Raw genomic sequence first — 20,000 nt, forward strand, 5'->3', positions numbered from 1 at the left:
GCGGGCGCAATGCTGACACAGACTGGAAAGGCAAGCGGCGCAGCAACGATACGCATGAGTCGGGCACGGATCCGGACGCACGTCTGTTCAAGAAGAGTAAAAAGAGTCCAGCCATCCTGTGCTACCACGGCCACATCCTGATGGAGAACCGCTCCGGACTGGTGGTCGGCGCTGTGGTCAGTTATGCGGATGGTTTCGCCGAGCGCGCCAGCGCCTTGCGACTGCTCGACCGCGTGCCAGGCGGCCATGCGAAGACCGTTGGTGCCGACAAGGCGTACGACACGCGCGACTTCGTGAGCGATTGCCGCGTTCGCAACGTGACGCCGCATGTCGCGCGCAACGATAAGCGCGCTGGCGGCAGCGCAATCGACGGTCGCACTTCGCGGCATGCGGGCTACCGCGTCAGCCAGATCATGCGCAAGCGTATCGAGGAACATTTCGGCTGGGGTAAAACGGTCGGCCGGATCCGGCAGACGGTCTATCGTGGCATCAAACGCGTCGACCAGCACTTCAAGCTGACGATGGTGGCGAGCAACCTGACCCGCATGGCGCGAATGCCAGCTGTGGTGCTGCAAGGAGCGACGCGATGAGCCGCCACGGAGTGGCGATGATGCAGCGCCGGCGCAGCAACCGGGTGCGTTGCCGGCAAAAAGCAGTCGGCGAACCCGCAATTCAGCAGCAAATCGCAGGCGCAAACCTCGTGAACACAGCTTCGGTCTTCATGACGGGGCGCTTTTCAACAGCCTGTTAGGGAAAAACGGGTCGAACAGACTGTTGATGGCAGGCCACGGCATCTCGCCCATCCAGTTGAACAGCGATGCGGGCAGTTTCTCGAGCAGCGAGGCCATGAGCTTCTGACCCTCTGCGATCGGGCCGTTGAACGCACCAATCAGAGCGCAGGCGCGCTTGTTCCAGTGCTCGTTAGGGAAGGGATCGACTGGAGGCACCGTTTTGAGGCCGACAAAGAGGCCAAGCTCTTCGGGGGCGTTTGGGATGAAGTCGCGGTACGTCGCCATAACTTGCCTGGCGTCCTTGGCGTCCCAGAAGATCGGACCGGCGAACACCATTTTGGCCTGTGGGCCTGAAATAGAAAGCTCGTGACCACACCGAAGTTACCGCCCCCACCGCGCACCGCCCAGAAGAGGTCAGCGTGCTTGTCCTTGCTGGCGGTGACGACAGAGCCGTCGGCCAGCACGACATCCACCTCGAGGAGATTGTCGACCGTGCGGCCGTGCTTGCGCGTGAGATAGCCGGTTCCTCCGCCCAAGGTCAGTCCTGCGACGCCCGTGCTGCCGACAATGCCGAGCGGTACGGCGAGGCCAAATGCGTAGGTCGCGTGATCCAGATCCGCTGCAGTGCAGCCTGGATCAACACGCACGGTGCGGCTCGCTGGGTCGACGCGCACGCTGCGCATCTGCGACAGGTCAATGACCAGCCCGCCGTCGCAACTGCCCAAACCGGGGCCGTTGTGTCCGCCTCCGCGGATTGCGAGAAGCAGCTTGTTATCGCGTGCGTAGTTGACCGCTGCTATGACATCGGCGGCGTCGGTACAGCGAGCGATCACCTTGGGCCGCTTATCAATCATGCCGTTGTACAGCGCTCGCGCCTCGTCGTAGTCCTTGTCCGACGGAACGATCAGCCTTCCGCGAAATCCCTGAATCGCAAACTCGTCCATTACGCTGCCTCCTCGAAGAGTTGATCCATCGCGCGCGCACGCGCGACGACGCGCTGCCGTACCCAGAAGCCTCGCGCCGAACGGTCGACAAGAACAATATCGGGCGCGTAGAATCCATCGGCATCCACGTACCTATCTGGTCGCCGTTCCGAGCCTTAGCCTCATACCTTACTTGACGAAAGCATAGGGCGCCGACGCAATGCCGAAAAGAACTTCCGATTGGCGACAGCGACAGCGACAGCGACAGCGACAGCAAGACGAGCGAGCAACCTTCAGAAAGCTCAAGGCTGGACACATTGACCTTGGGGCACCTCCTGGTGAGCTGGCGCTGCTTGGGAAAACGGGGAAAATGGCTTGGGGACCTGCCGTGATCGGCCTTTGATTGCGCCAAATGATTCGGGCGCGACTGCGCCTCTTGTCACCTAAAACGAAATAGGATGAAATGTTTTCGAAATATAGGCGCGTACGAGAAACGCCTTCGAGGATTGCGGACTGCGTGCAAGTGTCCTGGGCAAGTTGCGACACCGCGAGGACCATGGTTGTGGACGAGGGTATAGGTGACGATGGGCAAGTCGAAGGCTGACTGGAAGCAGTGCTCCAGCAACTTGCCGCGAGGGTGCCGCGACGCACCGGACCGTCCAGCACCGCGAGCTCCGGCAGCCAAAGAACCGCGATGGAGTAGAGTGAGACGACGCGCCTTGGTGGCGTGGTGGCTCGACAAGAGATCACGCGATGACCGACGATCTGACGAGATGGCTGGTGCAGGTTGGGCTCGGTGAGCACGCCACGACGTTCGCCTCGCAAGGGATCGACTGGGATGTGCTTGGCGACCTCTCGGAACAGGACTTAAAAGAGCTTGGTCTTCCTCTGGGCGACCGCAAGCGGCTGCTGAAAGCGCTTGCGGCGCTGACCGGCGCTCGGACTCCATCGCGCGAACGCGAACCAGAGCGCCAGGAGCAGCACGGGTCGTCTGGGAGCGGAGCCCTCGAGGCTGAGAGGCGACAGCTCACCGTGATGTTCCTGGACCTGATCGACTCGACGCCGCTAGCAGAGCGGTTCGATCCCGAGGACATGCGACGCTTGCTCAGGGTCTTTCACCAAGCCTGCGCAAGCGCGATCGAAGCCCATGAGGGCCATATCGCGCAATATATCGGTGACGGAGTACTCGTCTATTTCGGCTACCCTCACGCGCATGAAGACGATGCCGTGCGCGCGGTACTCGCTGGCCTCGCCGTCATCTCAGCTCTTCGTCGGGCTAATGAACATTTAGAAGCCGAGGAAGGCGTGCGTCTGCAGGTGCGTGTCGGGATCGAGACCGGTCTGGTCGTCGCCGGCGAAATCGGCGCCGGATCCTCGCTGGATCGGCAGGCAGTCGTCGGGGAAACTCCAATCGTCGCTGCAAGGCTGCAATCTGTGGCTCCGCCCGACGCGATCGTCGTCGGCCCAGCCACCGAGCGGTTGATTCAGGGATCGTTTTTGCTTGAAAACCTCGGCAGGCGCGCGTTGAAGGGTCTCTCCGGTCCTGTCCAGGTCCATCGCGTGCTGGCGCAGACAGACGCTGTAGACCGCTTCGAAATCAGGGCGGGCCGCGGGATGACGCCGCTCATCGGCCGAACGGCCGAACTCGACATGCTTCGGCAGCGCTGGAAGCAGAGCGCAGACGGCGAAATGCGCTGCGTGCTGCTGACCGGCGAGCCGGGGATCGGAAAATCTCGCCTGCTGCGGGCTTTCCGCGACAGCATCAGCTGCGGACGCGCACGAGGTCGTTTCGTTCCACTGTTCCTCGTACTATCGCGACAGCCCGTTCTGGCCGGTGATACAACGGCTGCAACGCGCCTTTGACCTGGACCCCAAGGCGCTCACCGCTTCCGATGTCGAACGGCTGGAGGCCGGGCTCGGCGCGCTCGGTGTGGATATTGAGGAGACGATCCTCGTGCTCACGACCTTGCTGGGGATTCCGACGGCCGAACGGTATCCGGCGATCGACGCTTCCTCCCCTTCCTTTAAACGGCGAACCCTCGATGTGCTCGTCGCGATGATCGAAAAGAAGACGGACCTTCAGCCGGTTCTGGTAGTCGTGGAAGACGTGCATTGGATCGATCCGTCGTCGCTGGAGTTCGTGCGGCTGATGCTGGAGCAACTGGTGGCGGCCCGGCTGCTGGTGCTGCTCACCGCGCGGCCCGAATTCAGGCCGGAATGGACGTACCCTCATCTCGTGCAGCTCGATCTCGATCGGCTCTCGCGACGGGACTGCATCGCGATGATTCAACGGCTGACCGATGGCAAGCCGCTTCCACGGCTGGTGCTGGATCAGATCGTCGCGAAGACGGACGGCGTGCCGCTTTTCGTCGAGGAACTGACGAAGACCGTGCTCCAGGGCGACCTGTTGCACGATGCCGGCAGAAGCTACGAATTGAAAGGGGCGCCAGGGGCGATTGCGATTCCAAACACGCTGCAGGGCTCGCTGCTGTCGCGCCTCGATCGTCTGGAGCCGGGTGTGAAGGAGACCGCCCAGATTGCGGCGACAGTCGGGCGGGAATTCGGCCGGAGGCTCCTCGCCCTGATCACCTCCAAGCCCGAAAACGAACTGCAGGAAACCCTCGATCGCCTGACTGCGGCAGAAATCATTCTGCCGGCTCCAGGTGCGCCAGAGGACGGGGGAGCATATCTGTTCCGTCACGCGCTGATCCAGGAAATTGCATACCAATCCCTGTTGCTTGCGCGCCGCCGCCACTACCATGGCCTGATTGCCGCTGCTCTCGAGCAACACTACCCCGAAATAGTCGAGCGGCAGCCGGAACTGATCGCCCAGAATCTGGCTGCCGCCGACCTGCCGGATCGCGCGCTCAGCTATTGGCAGCGTGCGGGCGAACGGGCGCTTGCGCGCGCAGCCTACGAAGAGGCCATCGCCGATGCGCAGCGCGGGCTTCAACTGGCAGAAGATCTCTTGCTCGGCGAGCACGATCGGGCTATCCGTACGTTGCCTCTGCTTCTGATACGCGGCGGAGCGGAGCACAGACTGGGTCGCCGGGATGCGAGTGAAACCTTTCTGCAGGCCGCCCAGATTGCTCGGGTAGAGAAGCTATCGTCGTATTTCGCGCAGGCGGCGTTGGCGTACGACAACACGGAGATGTTTCTCGGAGGCTCCGGAGAGGCATCGATTGCCTTGCTGGAAGAGGCGCTCGCTTCGACCGGCACCGAGGAAACCGTTGAGCGTTCTCGCCTGTTGAGCCGACTGGTCCGCACCCTTCACATGACCGGTGCATTCCGACGAAGAGGCGAAATGGCTCGCCAGTCTGTCGCTCTCGCGAGACGCCTGGAAGATCGACAAAGCCTGTTCGACGTCTTGCTGTGCGAGGTGATGCATGTCGGCGCCCGCCGTTTACCGGCGGCAAAATTCCCGGAGCGTCGAAGCGTGCTGGAGGAGCTCCGCCAGATCGCCGAGGATCTCGGTGATGACCATTCCATCAGTCACGCTTGCGCTCGAAGCGTCACCGGCTACCTCGAGATCGGAGACGTTCAAGGCTTCGAGAACGCCCTGGAAAGGCATCAGGAAGTTGCCACGCGTGGGCAACAATTCATGGACAAGTGGTGTGTGACCTGTACACGGGCGATGCAGGCCATCCTCGTCGGTGACTTCGCGCTGGCGGAGCGCAAGGCGGAAGAATCGTTGGCGCTGGCGGAGAGCGTCGACGCGAAATTCGCGGCGGGCGTCTACGGCATGCAGATGTTCACGATACGCCGGGAACAAAGCCGGCTTGCTGAGGTCGCGCCGCTGCTCAAACGGTTTGTCGACGAGCATCCCGAGAACGCGACCTGGCGGCCAGGCCTGATGTTGATCGCCAGCGATCTCGGCTTCGAGGCGCAAGCCCGCCGCAATCTCGATGTGCTGGCGGAATCCGAATCGTGCATTCCCATGGACAGCAGGCGGCTCATTACCTTGACTTACCTTGCGGAAGTCGCTGCCCGGCTGCGCGAAATCGGGCACGCCGAGCGCGTCTACGCGTTTCTTCTGCCTTTCCGGGATCAGGTCGTAACCGTTCCTGTCTTCACCCTGTGCTGCGGATCGGCGGCACGGTACCTTGGCATGCTCGCCGGCGCCCTTGGCGAATGGTCTGCTGCCGAAGAGCATTTCGAATACGCATTGCGTATGGATGAGCGTTTGCGGGCGTGGCCCTGGTTGGCGCATAGTCGGCACGAATTCGCTGTCATGCTGTCGGCACGCAATCGCAAGGATGACCGCGCCCGGGCGGCAGACCTGCTCGCCACCGCGGCTGCGACGGCTAGAGAATTAAAGATGTTTGCGCTTCTGGAGCGTATCGGCGGCGCCGCGAGCAACTCGGGCCCTGGGAATTAGCACAGGGGTATTACAACTGATAGTGCACAGCCGAAAGTCCGGCAAGCAAGCACGACTACCGGAGAACACCATGCCGCGTTTCCTGATTGAACGAAACTTCGCCGAGCAGATCGACCTTACTGGCGATTCCGCACAACTGCTCAAACAGATTAACGACGAAGAAGGCGTTAAATGGCTTTTCTCCTTTCTCAGCGCAGACAAGAAGAAAACCTATTGCCTGTACGAGGCACCCGACGGCGAAGCCATCCGCGCTGCCGCACGTCGTATGAATATGCCGGCCGATGTGATTGTCGAAGTCAGTGATTTGCGGCCGGAAATGTTTAACTAACGGCGGCAACCTGTCCGCGCACCCGCAGATTTGGGACGCTTCAGGAAACGGACAATTGAGCCAATTTCCGGCTCAGCGAGTTTCGCGGAGGCCCAGACTGCAGTCTCGCGAAGGTTCGCTTTGTCCGCGCAGTTGCCGGCCGACACGGCTGCAGAAAGGACTGTTGCACTGTGGAGAGCTGCCGTTGAGGTCGCGTCGGGTAGAAGTGTAGAAGTGGGTCGAAGCGAGCCGACCGTATCAGGCAGCTACCGTTAAGGTTTATTCGACCGTTAAGGTTTATTCGATGCCTGCCATCGGCTGCAGGAATGTGCATGCCTCCGCGCATGTCGGCAGGCGTCGAATAAACCCGATGGAGGAAACCGCGGAGTGCCCCAATGCGGTTGGAGGCTTCGCGGCTATGGCGATTGATAGGCCGGGATGGTCAGTGGTGCCGGATGCGGCGCGGCCAGGCGGCATGCTTGATGCGCTCTGGCGCAGTGATGAGGCGGTGCAGTGGCGCAATTGTGGTGGCGAAGCGGACGTGCGAGGGACTGCGCGAAGCGACACGCGCAAACGTCCGCTCGTGGGCCGCGTTGCCGCAGAGCCGACGTTCGACAGGCAGATCGAGCAACTGTTGCGCTCATGTCTGACGCCGGCGCATCGGCGGTGCGCGGATCGGGGCGCTGCGCGCGAGGATGTCAACGACGATCATCGGGGCCCCACAGTGCCGGCAGATGAAGACGGGCCGGCTTTCGATGATGGCGTCGTCCGGTGACGGGCTGATCTCGGGTGCGATGTGCAGCAGATCGCGCACCCTTGCGAGACTGGCGTGGCGCACCGGGTTGGCGAGCAGTCCGTAGTGACGGATCCGCTGGAAACCAGCGGGCAGCACATGGAGCAGGAAGCGGCGCATGAATTCGCCGGTCTCGAGCGTCATGGTCTTGTAGCGGGTGCGTCCCTTCGCACGGTAGTCCTTCCAGCGGAACGTCACGCCACGCTCATCGAAGGCAACCAGGCGCTGGTTTGCGATGGCGACGCGGTGCGTGTAGCGTGAGAGGTACTCGAGCACCGCCTTCGGTCCGGCGAACGGGCGCTTGGCGTAGACCACCCATTCGCAGGTACGTAGCGGCGCAAGCCAGCGGGCAAAGGTGGCGGGATCAGCGAGCCCGGTGTACTCGCCGAAGAACTGCAGATCGCCATGGTGGTGAACCGACTGGAGTGCCTCGAGGAAGCGGCGCCGGAACAGGCGTGACAGGACACGCACGGGCAGGAAGAAGCCGGGGCGGCACGCAATCCATCGCTCGCCATCGGGCGAGAGTCCGCCGCCGGGCACGATGCCATGCACGTGCGGGTGATGTGTGAGCGCCGAGCCCCAGGTGTGCAGTACGAGCGTGGCCCCAATCCGGGCGCCGAGGTGCCTGGGATCCCCGGCGATCGTGCGCAGCGTGTCGGCGGCGATGTCGAGCAGCAGGCCGTAGATGATCCGTTTGTTGTACCAGGCGATCGCACTGACGGGCGCGGGCAGCGTGAAGACGACGTGGAAGTACTCGACGGGTAGCAGATCGGCCTGGCGTGCCTCCAGCCAGCGGTGTGCGGCGCTGGCCTGGCACTTCGGGCAATGCCGGTCCCGACACGAGTTGAAGGACACCTCTGTCCTTGCGCAGCCTGAACAGCGCAGCACATGTCCGCCCAGTGCCGCCGTGCGGCACCGTTCGATGGCCGACATGACCTTCAGCTGCCCCAGGCTCAGGTGTGTCGTGGCTCGCCACGCTGGCCCGTGGCTGCGGAAGATGTCTGCAACCTCCAGCATGAGATGCTGCAGGGTATGGGCTTATCCAGGAGGCAGACGGTCCAGCGGGCTGGTGACCTCATGCAGCAGGTCGGTGGCCACCTGGACGTAGAGCGCGGTGTTCTCGAGCTTCGCATGGCCGAGCAGTACCTGGAGCACGCGGATGTCCACTTTCTGTTCAAGGGGGTGTGTCGCAAAACTGTGCCTCAAGGTATGCATGGATACGCGCTTGTCGATGTGTGCGGCCTCCGCGGCGGCATGGATGGCGCGGTTCAACTGTCGCGTGCTGAGCGCGTCGACGGGATCGAGCCCGGGAAAGAGCCACCCACCATCAAGCATCCTGCCTTGAGCCCGGGCTACGTGCCACCAGACGCGCAGGCGCTCAAGCAGCACCGGCGAGAGCATGGCGTAGCGGTCGCGGCGGCCCTTGCCCTGCTCGATACGCAGTGTCATGCGTTCGCTGTCGACGTCGGTGACCTTCAGCGCCACCACTTCGCTCGCGCGCAGCCCGGCACCGTAGGCGACCGACAGCGCAGTCTGGTGCTTGAGGTTGCCGGCTGCCTCGATGAGTCGCCGCACTTCGTCGGGACTGAGCACGACGGGCAATATGCGGGGCACGCGCACCGGTTGCATCCTGACCATCAGCTCGGGCCGGTCGAGCGTCACCGTGAAGAAGAACTTCAGGCCGGTGATCGCGTGGTTCAGCGACACGGCCGATGTGCCGTGATCGACCAGATAGAGCTGGTAGCGCCGCAGGTCCTCGACGGTGGCCGTATCAGGTGAGCGCCCGAGAAACCGGGCGAACTCACGCACGATGTGCAGATAGATGTCCTGCGTCTTGGGGGCTATTTGGCGCATGCGCATGTCGTCGATCATGCGCTGGCGCAATGGACTCACGTTTGCCGGTAAGGAGGTCATGATTCGGCTCCTGCTGAAGAACGAGGCGGATTGCCTCATTCACCAACATAAGCCGCGTGACCGGCCTCTCCCTGACCTCCAGCGTCAGACCGTAGCTCCTACCGCGCGAGCGGTTTAGTCCACCGTTAAGGTTTATTCGATGCCTGCCATCGGCTGCAGGAATGTGCATGCCTCCGCGCATGTCGGCAGGCGTCGAATAAACCCGATGGAGGAAACCGCGGAGTGCCCCAATGCGGTTGGAGGCTTCGCGGCTATGGCGATTGATAGGCCGGGATGGTCAGTGGTGCCGGATGCGGCGCGGCCAGGCGGCATGCTTGATGCGCTCTGGCGCAGTGATGAGGCGGTGCAGTGGCGCAATTGTGGTGGCGAAGCGGACGTGCGAGGGACTGCGCGAAGCGACACGCGCAAACGTCCGCTCGTGGGCCGCGTTGCCGCAGAGCCGACGTTCGACAGGCAGATCGAGCAACTGTTGCGCTCATGTCTGACGCCGGCGCATCGGCGGTGCGCGGATCGGGGCGCTGCGCGCGAGGATGTCAACGACGATCATCGGGGCCCCACAGTGCCGGCAGATGAAGACGGGCCGGCTTTCGATGATGGCGTCGTCCGGTGACGGGCTGATCTCGGGTGCGATGTGCAGCAGATCGCGCACCCTTGCGAGACTGGCGTGGCGCACCGGGTTGGCGAGCAGTCCGTAGTGACGGATCCGCTGGAAACCAGCGGGCAGCACATGGAGCAGGAAGCGGCGCATGAATTCGCCGGTCTCGAGCGTCATGGTCTTGTAGCGGGTGCGTCCCTTCGCACGGTAGTCCTTCCAGCGGAACGTCACGCCACGCTCATCGAAGGCAACCAGGCGCTGGTTTGCGATGGCGACGCGGTGCGTGTAGCGTGAGAGGTACTCGAGCACCGCCTTCGGTCCGGCGAACGGGCGCTTGGCGTAGACCACCCATTCGCAGGTACGTAGCGGCGCAAGCCAGCGGGCAAAGGTGGCGGGATCAGCGAGCCCGGTGTACTCGCCGAAGAACTGCAGATCGCCATGGTGGTGAACCGACTGGAGTGCCTCGAGGAAGCGGCGCCGGAACAGGCGTGACAGGACACGCACGGGCAGGAAGAAGCCGGGGCGGCACGCAATCCATCGCTCGCCATCGGGCGAGAGTCCGCCGCCGGGCACGATGCCATGCACGTGCGGGTGATGTGTGAGCGCCGAGCCCCAGGTGTGCAGTACGAGCGTGGCCCCAATCCGGGCGCCGAGGTGCCTGGGATCCCCGGCGATCGTGCGCAGCGTGTCGGCGGCGATGTCGAGCAGCAGGCCGTAGATGATCCGTTTGTTGTACCAGGCGATCGCACTGACGGGCGCGGGCAGCGTGAAGACGACGTGGAAGTACTCGACGGGTAGCAGATCGGCCTGGCGTGCCTCCAGCCAGCGGTGTGCGGCGCTGGCCTGGCACTTCGGGCAATGCCGGTCCCGACACGAGTTGAAGGACACCTCTGTCCTTGCGCAGCCTGAACAGCGCAGCACATGTCCGCCCAGTGCCGCCGTGCGGCACCGTTCGATGGCCGACATGACCTTCAGCTGCCCCAGGCTCAGGTGTGTCGTGGCTCGCCACGCTGGCCCGTGGCTGCGGAAGATGTCTGCAACCTCCAGCATGAGATGCTGCAGGGTATGGGCTTATCCAGGAGGCAGACGGTCCAGCGGGCTGGTGACCTCATGCAGCAGGTCGGTGGCCACCTGGACGTAGAGCGCGGTGTTCTCGAGCTTCGCATGGCCGAGCAGTACCTGGAGCACGCGGATGTCCACTTTCTGTTCAAGGGGGTGTGTCGCAAAACTGTGCCTCAAGGTATGCATGGATACGCGCTTGTCGATGTGTGCGGCCTCCGCGGCGGCATGGATGGCGCGGTTCAACTGTCGCGTGCTGAGCGCGTCGACGGGATCGAGCCCGGGAAAGAGCCACCCACCATCAAGCATCCTGCCTTGAGCCCGGGCTACGTGCCACCAGACGCGCAGGCGCTCAAGCAGCACCGGCGAGAGCATGGCGTAGCGGTCGCGGCGGCCCTTGCCCTGCTCGATACGCAGTGTCATGCGTTCGCTGTCGACGTCGGTGACCTTCAGCGCCACCACTTCGCTCGCGCGCAGCCCGGCACCGTAGGCGACCGACAGCGCAGTCTGGTGCTTGAGGTTGCCGGCTGCCTCGATGAGTCGCCGCACTTCGTCGGGACTGAGCACGACGGGCAATATGCGGGGCACGCGCACCGGTTGCATCCTGACCATCAGCTCGGGCCGGTCGAGCGTCACCGTGAAGAAGAACTTCAGGCCGGTGATCGCGTGGTTCAGCGACACGGCCGATGTGCCGTGATCGACCAGATAGAGCTGGTAGCGCCGCAGGTCCTCGACGGTGGCCGTATCAGGTGAGCGCCCGAGAAACCGGGCGAACTCACGCACGATGTGCAGATAGATGTCCTGCGTCTTGGGGGCTATTTGGCGCATGCGCATGTCGTCGATCATGCGCTGGCGCAATGGACTCACGTTTGCCGGTAAGGAGGTCATGATTCGGCTCCTGCTGAAGAACGAGGCGGATTGCCTCATTCACCAACATAAGCCGCGTGACCGGCCTCTCCCTGACCTCCAGCGTCAGACCGTAGCTCCTACCGCGCGAGCGGTTTAGTCCGTCGGCCATCAAGGGTCATTCGTCCTTCGGCCATCAAGGGTCATTCGTCCGTCGTGTTACCCGGACGTTCAGATGGCGGCTCCGCCCCATCAAACGGCCATTCGAATGCTGGAGGTGAAGGTTGCTTCATAGAGCACCACTCCAGTCAGCCGAGCGTGCCGATAATTGGCGGATCTTGAACCGGTCCAGGAAAAATCGAACAGGCGGTGGCCTTGACGGTTGTTCGACGCCTGCCGGCACGCGGCGCAGCATGTTCTCAGTCATGGCGACCACGGCGGGCATCCAAGAACCCTCAGCGAGCCAGGACAGTCGTGCAGGCGTCAACGAGAGAAGCGCAGTTCAAAGCCAGGTGCCGCCCTGGCGTTCGGTCGGCTCCTGCGCAAGGGCGTCGAAATCGTGAATCCAGTCCAGATGATGCAGCAGGCTGTCGCGTCCGCGAAGGCGGGCGTTGCGCGCCTGCGCCTCGGGTCCGTCCGGCAGATGCAACACGTCAGCCGTCGAGATCGAGGCGTATTGCACCTTGCGCGTGCGGCCCCGGCGCAACCGCTCGTAGGCCTCCTGCGCCTCGCGCCAGCGACCCGGGCCCGCCTTGGCCAGCTGCGCGGCCAGCACCACGGCATCTTCGATCGACTGATTGGCGCCCTGGCCATGGTGCGGCACGAGCGCATGCGCGGCATCGCCGATGAGCGTCACGCGGCCCTTGCTCCAGCGCCCGAGCGGGGGACGATGGAACAAGCCCCAGCGCTGGCTGATCGGCACCGCCATGATCATCTGCACCACGGCCGGATGCCAGTCCTTGAACAGGCGCAACTGCTCACCCTCGCTCGCCGGCGTGACCCAGTCGCGCGACGGCCACGGCGAAGGATGGCGCTCCACGAGCAGAAAGTTCTGGTCGCCTTTGCCGCCGATCGGATAGTGAAGCAGATGGCCCTGTGGTCCGACCCAGAACTGAATGGCCTCGGGATCGGGCAGCAGATCCATGCGTCCAGCCGGCACCACGCCGCGAAAACCTGAGCAGCCCGAATACAGGGCGTCGTCGTAGCCGAGCATCCAGCGCCGCGTGATCGAGCGCGCCCCGTCCGCGCCGATCACCAGATCGGCGTCGATGTGCCGACCGTTGGCGAAACTCAGCCTCACACGATCCGGGTGCTGCACGAGATCGGTCAACCGATGGCTGAGATTGATGCGCTCGAGGCCGACCGCGTTCGACAGCACGGCCTGCAGGTCCGCGCGGTGTACGCCCCAATAGGAGCCTCCGAACTGCTGGCGATAGCTCGGTTCTCCACGATGCTGTCCAATCACTTCGCCGCTGCGCCCGTCCCGATAGATCAACGCGGGTATTTCAGCGCACACCGCGTCGAAAGCTGCATGCAATCCCATGCGGTCGTAAAACCGCGTCGCATTCGCCGACAGCGCGACTGCCGCTCCGACCTCGCGAAGCTCGTCGGTCTGCTCGTAGAGCTGCGCGTCGATGCCATGTTCTCGCAGTGCGAGCGCGAGCGTGAGGCCGCCGATGCCAGCACCGATTATTGCGATCTTAAAATCCAGCTGTTCCATGGGGTGTCTCCTGTATTCAGACTGTGTGTTTGAGTCGGCACGGCACGGCTACTTTGCTGAAGTCGGATGTGTGCGCCGTGTCTGAATTCTCGGCACTCGTCGTCCATTCCACAATAAAATGGGATGAATCTGCATCATCACTGAAATCAATGAGCCCGGGATATCCGCGTCATGAATCTGAGTGAAGTTGATCTCAATTTGCTGCTGCTTTTCCAGCGGTTGATGCAGGAGCGGCGAGTATCGACCGTGGCCGAGCAGATGAACATGAGTCAGCCCGGCGTTAGCAATGCCCTCGCCAAACTGCGTCGACGGCTCGGTGACCCGCTGTTCGTGCGTGGGCCTGGCGGAGTAGTGCCCACGCCGTTCGCGTTGCGCCTGGCAGAGCCGGTTTCTCAGGCGCTCGCGATCCTGCACGCCGCGCTCAATCCTGAGACCGGTTTCGATCCGCTGCGTGTCACGCGCACGATAACGATCGGCATGACCGATATCGGCGAGGTCGTCTTTCTGCCCGCGCTTGTCGAACGACTGTCGCGCGAGGCGCCGGGCCTCGCGCTCAATACCGTTCGCGACACGAGCGTCAATCTGAGCAGCGAGATGGCTGAGGGCCGGGTCGATCTCGCCATCGGCCTGCTGCCGCAGCTCAAGGGCGGCTTCTATCAGCGCCGCCTGTTCGACCAGCGGTATGTCTGCCTGTTCAGGCGCGGCCATGCGCTCGAAGATGCGCCGCTCACGCTCGCTGCCTGGCGTGAAGCCGAGCATCTGGTGGTGGTGTCCGCCGGCACCGGACACGGTCAAGTGGACGATTGGCTGAAACGGCGAGGCGTGCAGCGCCGGGTGCGATTGACGGTGCCGCACTTCATGAGCGTCGGCTACATCCTGCAACGTACCGATCTGATTGCCACGGTGCCGGAGCGACTGGCCTTGCAGCTGGCAACGCCGTTCTCACTGAGCCTGCGCGCATTGCCCTTGACGTTGCCCGCCGCGCCGATCCATTTGCTCTGGCACGCGCGAGTCCACCAAGACGAAGGCAATCGCTGGCTGCGCGGGGTGGTGATCGACCTGTTCGCGGACTCGGCGATGCAAACGCGCAGGACGAAGTCCGTGCAAAAAAGCTCGTAGTTCGAAACAAGACATCGGCTTGAGCGGGCCGATCGATGCGGTCAAGCGAGCAACTGGATCTGGCGCCATAAACTGCCACTCACAGACGTCGTCGGTCGGACTTTCCGGAGTCGGCTCCGCCCCGCGAGCGGCCGTTGGCGGCGCGCCGACCCGACCGTCAGTTGCGGGTCGAACCGAGACAGTTGACGGAGGGCTAATCGCGTGCGGCGAACGCCCGACTCATCTTGCGAGCCCGTTTGACCTCGTCACAGTGCAGCTAGAGCTAGAGCGAAGTTGCGACGATAAAAGAATGGCGTAGGTCCTCGCGTTACGCTGCCTACTACCTTGCTTGTGTGCCGTTCGTGAAGTAGATTTTTCTTATGAGGTCCGTCAGACGGGAGGGACTGCCGTGGAACTGAGCGTGGAACGTGTCGATGTTTGGGCGGCTACCATCGACGACAAGCCGGGCGGCCTTGCGAAGGTATTAAGCGTCTTGCGGGATGCTGGTGTCGACTTGCAGTTCGTCGTGGCACGTCGCACGCCGGAGACATCGGGTAAGGGAGTCGTATTTGTTGCTCCGCTCGAGGGAGACAGCGCGATCCGTGCCGCCACACAGGTCGGGTTCAGCATTACCCCGAGCCTGCACTCTGTCCGTGTAATGGGTCTGGACCAACTGGGCATCATCGCACAATTGACCCAGGTGTTGGCGGACGAAGGGATCAACCTCCGCGGCGTCTCGGCCGCTGTACTTGGCACGCAGTTCATCGCTTATCTCGCGGTCGACTCGTTGGGCGATGCCGAAAAGGCGATTGACATTCTACAAAGGGCCTGAAGCACCCCTACCCGACTGTGAACCGGCTTGGTCCTTCCTGGCGACGCAAGTGGGCCACTCTGCCTGACACGACTGCCGTAGACCATTTCAACTCCGTTGCGAAGGCGAGCGGCCATTTGAATGGCGAACGAAGCGCCGGGCAGGGCGGCGAATTCCGACGCCGGGGGAGGTCGAACGTGATGAAGACACCGACGACCAGAAGGCGGGTACTTTGGGCGCTCTCGCTCTGCATTATTGTGACGTGCACGGCCGTTGGCGGGGCATTGCTGTTCGAGCTGTCGGTGATCGACGATGCCGTGAGCGATTTCCGCCGGGACGAGGCAATAGCGCAAGCCGGCATCGCGCATGGCGAGCCGGCTACGCTCGAGGAGCGCTTCAATCCGCCCTATCTGAAGCAGTACGGGTTGGACCGCAACCTGTACAAGGACATTCACGGAACCTTTTCGCCGACAGGTGCTGACTGGCGGCAATGGGGGTTGCGAACCAAGGTCGCAGCCACTGTGATGTGGCTGGGTCACGATCCATCGGGAACCTGGTGGACCTTCGCTCAAATCAAGTGCTTTGACCGGTTTCCTCAAGCTCACGCCGACAGCGAGCCGATCGTCGAGGTGGCCGACGCTTGCCTCGGTGAACCGCATTGATCGACGCACAGCCGGTCTAAGCGGTGCCGCTTTCGCTGCTTGCGCGCTATTCCCACAGGCGCGAGTCTCTTGTGCGCGAAACAACTGCCCCGACCAAACCACGAACGCCCCCGACCAAACCACGACCTTACGGCAACCATGGATACATCGGAGTGCGCGGCTTCGTAATTTTCAGGTCAAGCTTCTATCGGTCAATCACTTCCGGGTTCGGCCATGAACGGTCATCCGCCCGTACTGTTTAACAGACGTTTAGACGTCGGTTATGCGACCGCAAGCGGCCATTGGCCTGCGAAACGAACACCTATCTTCGATTGCCATATTTTCCGTCGTCGCCAGATCACTTCGAAACAAACAGTGGGAAACACATTCCTTCTCCTTGACGCATTGACGCAATTTGGCGTCAGATTTTGTGAGTACGCACCAAGTCCCGCCAGGCAACTGGGCACAAAAGTCCGACAAGAAGGCGGACAACGGAAGGCGGACAACGCTGAGATTATCAGCCTGTCGCAGTGACGCGAACTGCTAATCTTCAGATGCTGCGACTCACGCGTTTCCGGTCGGCTCTGCGGGTCTTTGGCAGCCGTTCCGCGTCCACGCGGAAAGGGGGATGTATGACACGTCCAGGACTATATCGGCCCGCGCGCCGCGCGCTGCGTCGACAGCAGTCGCGCGGGCGCATCTGGCTCGCCATTGGCATCTCGCTGACTGGACTGTCCCTGACACCCTTGGCGTTCGCGGCGGGCGTTCTCCCGCAAGGCGGTCACTACGTTGCCGGCGCGGGAACCATCGCTGGCCAGGGCAACGCGCTCATCGTCACGCAGCCCGGCTCGACTCGCGGCGTGATCGACTGGAACCGATTCTCTATCGGCAAGGGAAATACCGTCACTTTCGACAACGGTTCGGGCGCAACGCTCAATCGGGTGACGGGCGGCTCGCCTTCGGCGATTCTCGGCAGCCTGAACGCGACGGGCAGTGTCTATGTGATCAACCCGCAAGGCGTCCTGGTGGGGCCGACTGGCGTTATCAGCACAGGCGGACGTTTTGTTGCCGCAACGCTCGACATACCGAATTGCGCATTCATGACTGGCGGGACCCTCACGCTCGCCGGGTCATCGAACGCAAAGGTGGTAAACCTCGGCAAGATCAGCTCCAGTGGCGGCGATGTCTTCCTCATCGCACACGATGCCGTGGTGAACGCAGGCTCCGTGAGTGCACCGAACGGCACGGCCGAATACGCCGCGGGACAGCAAGTGGTGTTGTACGAATCGTCGAACAGCAGGCAGGTGTTCGTGCAGATCGCCAGCCACGGCAATGTGATCGATCGCGGCATCACGCAGGCCGCGCAGATCAATCTCGAAGCCGTCGACGGCAACATTTACGCGGTGGCCGGAAGCGGCTCGCGTATCCGCGCGACGGGCACCGCGACGCGCGACGGCCATATCTGGCTGGTCGCCGATTACGGCAACGTGACGCAGAACGGCACGCTGACGGCGACGAATGCGAACGGCAGCGATGGCACCGTCGATACGCTCGCGAACACGCTCACACTCGGCGACAGCGCATCGGTGAAGGCTGGACAGTGGAATGTGTCGACGCCGAACTTCACGATCGACAGCGCGACCGCGGGCGCCTTCACGCGCAGCCTGAACGCGGGCACATCCGTCGATGCGACCGCGACGGGCACGAACGGCGCAAGCGGCGACACGAACGTTGTGTCGAACATCGACTGGCAAGGGTCCGCGTCGCTCGCGCTCGTGGCGTTCCGTCACGTCGCCATCGGCCTTCAGACGACGATCCGCAATACGGGCAGCGGCAATCTGAGCCTGCGCGCGGACGCGGCGGGCATCGACAACGCGGGCAGCACGTCGAACAAGGGCACGATCGACTGGTCGCGCAGCACGGGGGCGGTCAGCTCGTACTTCGACATGAACGGCGTCAACAGCCCCGGCGTCGTGATGCAGAACCCGACCTTTTCGCCGTCGGCGTTTGGCGGCCCTGTGAGCCAGTACACGGCCTACAAGCTCGTGAATTCTCTAACCGATCTGAACAGCATCAACGCCGACCTCGCAGGCAACTACGCGCTCGGTAGAGACGTGAAAGCCGCGCCGCCGCCAGGATTGTTCAATACGTCGATCGGCGGCATCGCGGCTAACGGATTTTCATTTAGCTACTTCACGGGTCAGTTCGATGGGCTCGGACACACGATATCGGGTCTGTCTTTTTACGCGTCCGACGCCAGTCCGTCGCCACCGGGCGGTCTGTTTTCTGCAATCGGCCCGACGGGCATCGTACGCAACGTGAACGTGCAGGGGACGATCACCGGCCCGGCGTCCCTTACCAGCTTCGGCATGCTGGCGGGCATCAACAACGGTATCGTCGCGTCGGATCACAGCAGCGGCACGATCGACCTTCCTAGAGCTGGAGGCGCGCTGTCCGTGGGGGGGCTGGTCGGCGATTCCACAGGCCTGATCTACCGCTCGTCGAGCAGCACCAATGTCAGCACCTTTGGCGCCTACACCGGCGGACTCGCCGGCGCGGACGAGGGCACCATCCGGCAGTCGTTCGCTTCGGGCAGCGTCTCGGCGTACGGAATCGGCGCGGGCGGTCTGGTCGGCCTGACCAGGGGAGTGATCTTCGAGTCCTATGCGACAGGCGCCGTCACTTCGCAGCAAGGCGACGTCGGTGGACTTGTCAATTTGACCCTGTTCAGCAATATTGAACAGTCGTTCGCGACCGGTCATCTTCAGGCGCCGGCGCCGTATTACGGCAAAGGCGGCCTCGCGGCGGAAATCCTCGAGCCTGGCGATCTTGGAACCGACACGGTGTGGGACATCGAAACGACGGGTACCAACATCGCCTTCGTCGGCGGTCTGAATGGCGGGACCATTAACACGGCGCGGGGCCTGACGACTGCACAGATGAGCACGCCGTCCAGCTTCCCCTCGGCCTACGACTTCGGGCCGAACGGCGTATGGGCCATGCCCGCCGGCGCGACGCATCCCATCTTGCGCTGGCAGCTCGCTCCGTAGATCGCGCTGCTAAAACAGGGCGCGAGTCGCAACCGGCAAACGAAATGAGGCCTAAAAAAACGGTCCAGCCGAATACAACGCTTAACGTAAATCTCTGAGGAAATGCGAGAAGACCATTTGCGCGCTCTTTCTTGACAGGAACCATTTAGTAACGGCGTTGACGGCACTTCTAAACGATTTCTGTCGAGTTTTTATAACGGTTTCTGTGAATGCACTTTGCATCGATGTGCATAGCACTTTTTGTAGTGGCGTCTGTTGAAGGGCTGGATAGTCTTGGGAATCCAGCCCTTCTCGTTTATGCGACAAGCACCCCCATCTCCTGTACGCATTTGGCAGGATGCCCACCGAGCTTGGGGGGCACCGAAGGCCCATTAAGGCGACAGTAATAAGCAGGCTCGTGCCGGCTGTCACTCTCAGTGATGGTGCTCGGCTCGCGAGTATTGTGAGGTCCGCGGGGTGTACAGATGGCCGCTCCGCCAATGAAAGCTGCCGACCGCCGCTTTGCAGGTCGAACGACAGTTCAGGGTCGATCAGCGCCATTCGAAAAGCGCACCTCGAGACGCCCGGCGTGCGTAGTTTCCTTTTCCTTGGACGCCCCTCTTTACACGCGGATCCGCTCCACCTCGTCCAGACTGATCTCGTCGTGTCGCCGGTCATACAGCTGCGTGGTGCGCGTCGACGCGTGATTCGCCATTGCCGCAGCGTTCTCGAGCGAGCCGCCGTTTTTGAGATACGCGGTGATGCCGGTCGCGCGAAACGTGTGGTTGCCGATGGCCGTGCCGATGCCCGCCGCGATCGCCCGGCGCCGGACCATCGCGTACGCGTTCGCCTGCGGCAGCGGCCTGGTGCCGAGCTGGCCCGTGCCGCGCTGGCCCGTGCCGCGCCGGATCGTGCGGAACAGTGGTCCCTTTGGATCATCGACGATGCCAGTGCCATCGAGGTACGCATGCAGGTATGAGGTTGACCCGGTTCGACGGACGGATCTGCAGTTGAGTCTAATGCGGTGTGGCACTCCCGATAAGGTTGAATCGCGGGTTGTCCACGGCCGGGCGGCGGGTCGCCTGTCACGACCACGACGCTGCCCGGCGGTGGGTAACCCGCGCGACGATAAGCTTTGATGTTGCGCATGCAGGT

General features: G+C 62.8%; 15 protein-coding genes and 1 pseudogene. 8 read left to right on the forward strand and 8 right to left on the reverse strand.

What is annotated here, in order from left to right:
* The coding region (locus ABQJ48_RS36165) for a transposase (RefSeq protein WP_367842691.1) at window positions 1-590 on the forward strand (590 nt) is incomplete at its 5' end.
* Between the two features lie 129 nt (window positions 591-719).
* On the opposite strand, the gene ABQJ48_RS36170 is transcribed toward ABQJ48_RS36165, so the two are convergent.
* On the reverse strand, window positions 720-848 hold the full coding sequence (locus tag ABQJ48_RS36170; protein WP_367842692.1) for a hypothetical protein: 129 nt from the start codon (window positions 846-848) through the stop codon (window positions 720-722).
* 41 nt (window positions 849-889) lie between these two features.
* Window positions 890-1,675 carry an FAD-binding oxidoreductase gene (locus ABQJ48_RS36175; RefSeq protein WP_367842693.1) on the reverse strand — a complete coding sequence of 262 codons (786 nt, stop codon included), beginning with the start codon at window positions 1,673-1,675 and terminating at the stop codon, window positions 890-892.
* 732 nt (window positions 1,676-2,407) lie between these two features.
* Here ABQJ48_RS36175 and ABQJ48_RS36180 point away from each other — a divergent pair.
* From ABQJ48_RS36180 to ABQJ48_RS36190, 3 genes are all read left to right on the forward strand, one after another.
* Entirely contained in the window at window positions 2,408-3,517 is a 1,110-nt protein-coding gene (locus ABQJ48_RS36180) for an adenylate/guanylate cyclase domain-containing protein (RefSeq protein WP_367842694.1), read from the forward strand.
* Window positions 3,489-6,032: a guanylate cyclase gene (locus ABQJ48_RS36185; RefSeq protein ID WP_367842695.1), complete on the forward strand. Its 2,544-nt coding sequence runs from the start codon at window positions 3,489-3,491 to the stop codon at window positions 6,030-6,032. The genes ABQJ48_RS36180 and ABQJ48_RS36185 overlap by 29 nt, the downstream gene beginning before the upstream one ends.
* Before the next feature lie 70 nt (window positions 6,033-6,102).
* Window positions 6,103-6,360, forward strand: a complete 258-nt coding sequence (locus ABQJ48_RS36190) for a DUF4242 domain-containing protein (protein WP_367842696.1) — start codon at window positions 6,103-6,105, stop codon at window positions 6,358-6,360.
* A gap of 619 nt (window positions 6,361-6,979) precedes the next feature.
* Here the strand turns inward: ABQJ48_RS36190 and ABQJ48_RS36195 are convergent.
* The 5 genes from ABQJ48_RS36195 to ABQJ48_RS36215 form a co-directional block, all read right to left on the reverse strand.
* On the reverse strand, window positions 6,980-8,149 hold the full coding sequence (locus tag ABQJ48_RS36195; protein ID WP_367842697.1) for an IS91 family transposase: 1,170 nt from the start codon (window positions 8,147-8,149) through the stop codon (window positions 6,980-6,982).
* Between the two features lie 21 nt (window positions 8,150-8,170).
* Complete coding sequence (locus ABQJ48_RS36200; RefSeq protein WP_367842698.1) at window positions 8,171-9,046, reverse strand: site-specific integrase; 876 nt, start codon at window positions 9,044-9,046, stop codon at window positions 8,171-8,173.
* A 475-nt stretch (window positions 9,047-9,521) separates the two neighbouring features.
* Window positions 9,522-10,691, reverse strand: a complete 1,170-nt coding sequence (locus tag ABQJ48_RS36205; protein WP_367842697.1) for an IS91 family transposase — start codon at window positions 10,689-10,691, stop codon at window positions 9,522-9,524.
* A gap of 21 nt (window positions 10,692-10,712) precedes the next feature.
* A complete protein-coding gene (locus ABQJ48_RS36210) occupies window positions 10,713-11,588 on the reverse strand; it encodes a site-specific integrase (RefSeq protein ID WP_367842698.1) in 876 nt (291 codons plus the stop codon).
* Window positions 11,589-12,048: 460 nt separating this feature from the next.
* Entirely contained in the window at window positions 12,049-13,266 is a 1,218-nt protein-coding gene (locus ABQJ48_RS36215) for an FAD-dependent monooxygenase (RefSeq protein WP_367842699.1), read from the reverse strand.
* Between the two features lie 171 nt (window positions 13,267-13,437).
* Between ABQJ48_RS36215 and ABQJ48_RS36220 the strand changes: the two genes are divergently transcribed.
* The 4 genes from ABQJ48_RS36220 (at window position 13,438) to ABQJ48_RS36235 (ending at window position 18,866) form a co-directional block, all read left to right on the forward strand.
* On the forward strand, window positions 13,438-14,385 hold the full coding sequence (locus ABQJ48_RS36220; RefSeq protein ID WP_367842700.1) for a LysR family transcriptional regulator: 948 nt from the start codon (window positions 13,438-13,440) through the stop codon (window positions 14,383-14,385).
* A 388-nt stretch (window positions 14,386-14,773) separates the two neighbouring features.
* Window positions 14,774-15,196 carry an ACT domain-containing protein gene (locus tag ABQJ48_RS36225; RefSeq protein ID WP_367842701.1) on the forward strand — a complete coding sequence of 141 codons (423 nt, stop codon included), beginning with the start codon at window positions 14,774-14,776 and terminating at the stop codon, window positions 15,194-15,196.
* Window positions 15,197-15,375: 179 nt separating this feature from the next.
* Window positions 15,376-15,837, forward strand: a complete 462-nt coding sequence (locus ABQJ48_RS36230) for a hypothetical protein (protein WP_367842703.1) — start codon at window positions 15,376-15,378, stop codon at window positions 15,835-15,837.
* Between the two features lie 611 nt (window positions 15,838-16,448).
* Window positions 16,449-18,866 carry a two-partner secretion domain-containing protein gene (locus ABQJ48_RS36235; protein WP_367842702.1) on the forward strand — a complete coding sequence of 806 codons (2,418 nt, stop codon included), beginning with the start codon at window positions 16,449-16,451 and terminating at the stop codon, window positions 18,864-18,866.
* A gap of 601 nt (window positions 18,867-19,467) precedes the next feature.
* Here ABQJ48_RS36235 and ABQJ48_RS36240 read toward each other — a convergent pair.
* Window positions 19,468-19,818: pseudogene (locus tag ABQJ48_RS36240) on the reverse strand (tyrosine-type recombinase/integrase); the annotation flags it as partial.
* Window positions 19,819-20,000 lie beyond the last annotated feature (182 nt).

The organism is Paraburkholderia suaedae, assembly GCF_040812055.1.
Classification (GTDB): domain Bacteria; phylum Pseudomonadota; class Gammaproteobacteria; order Burkholderiales; family Burkholderiaceae; genus Paraburkholderia.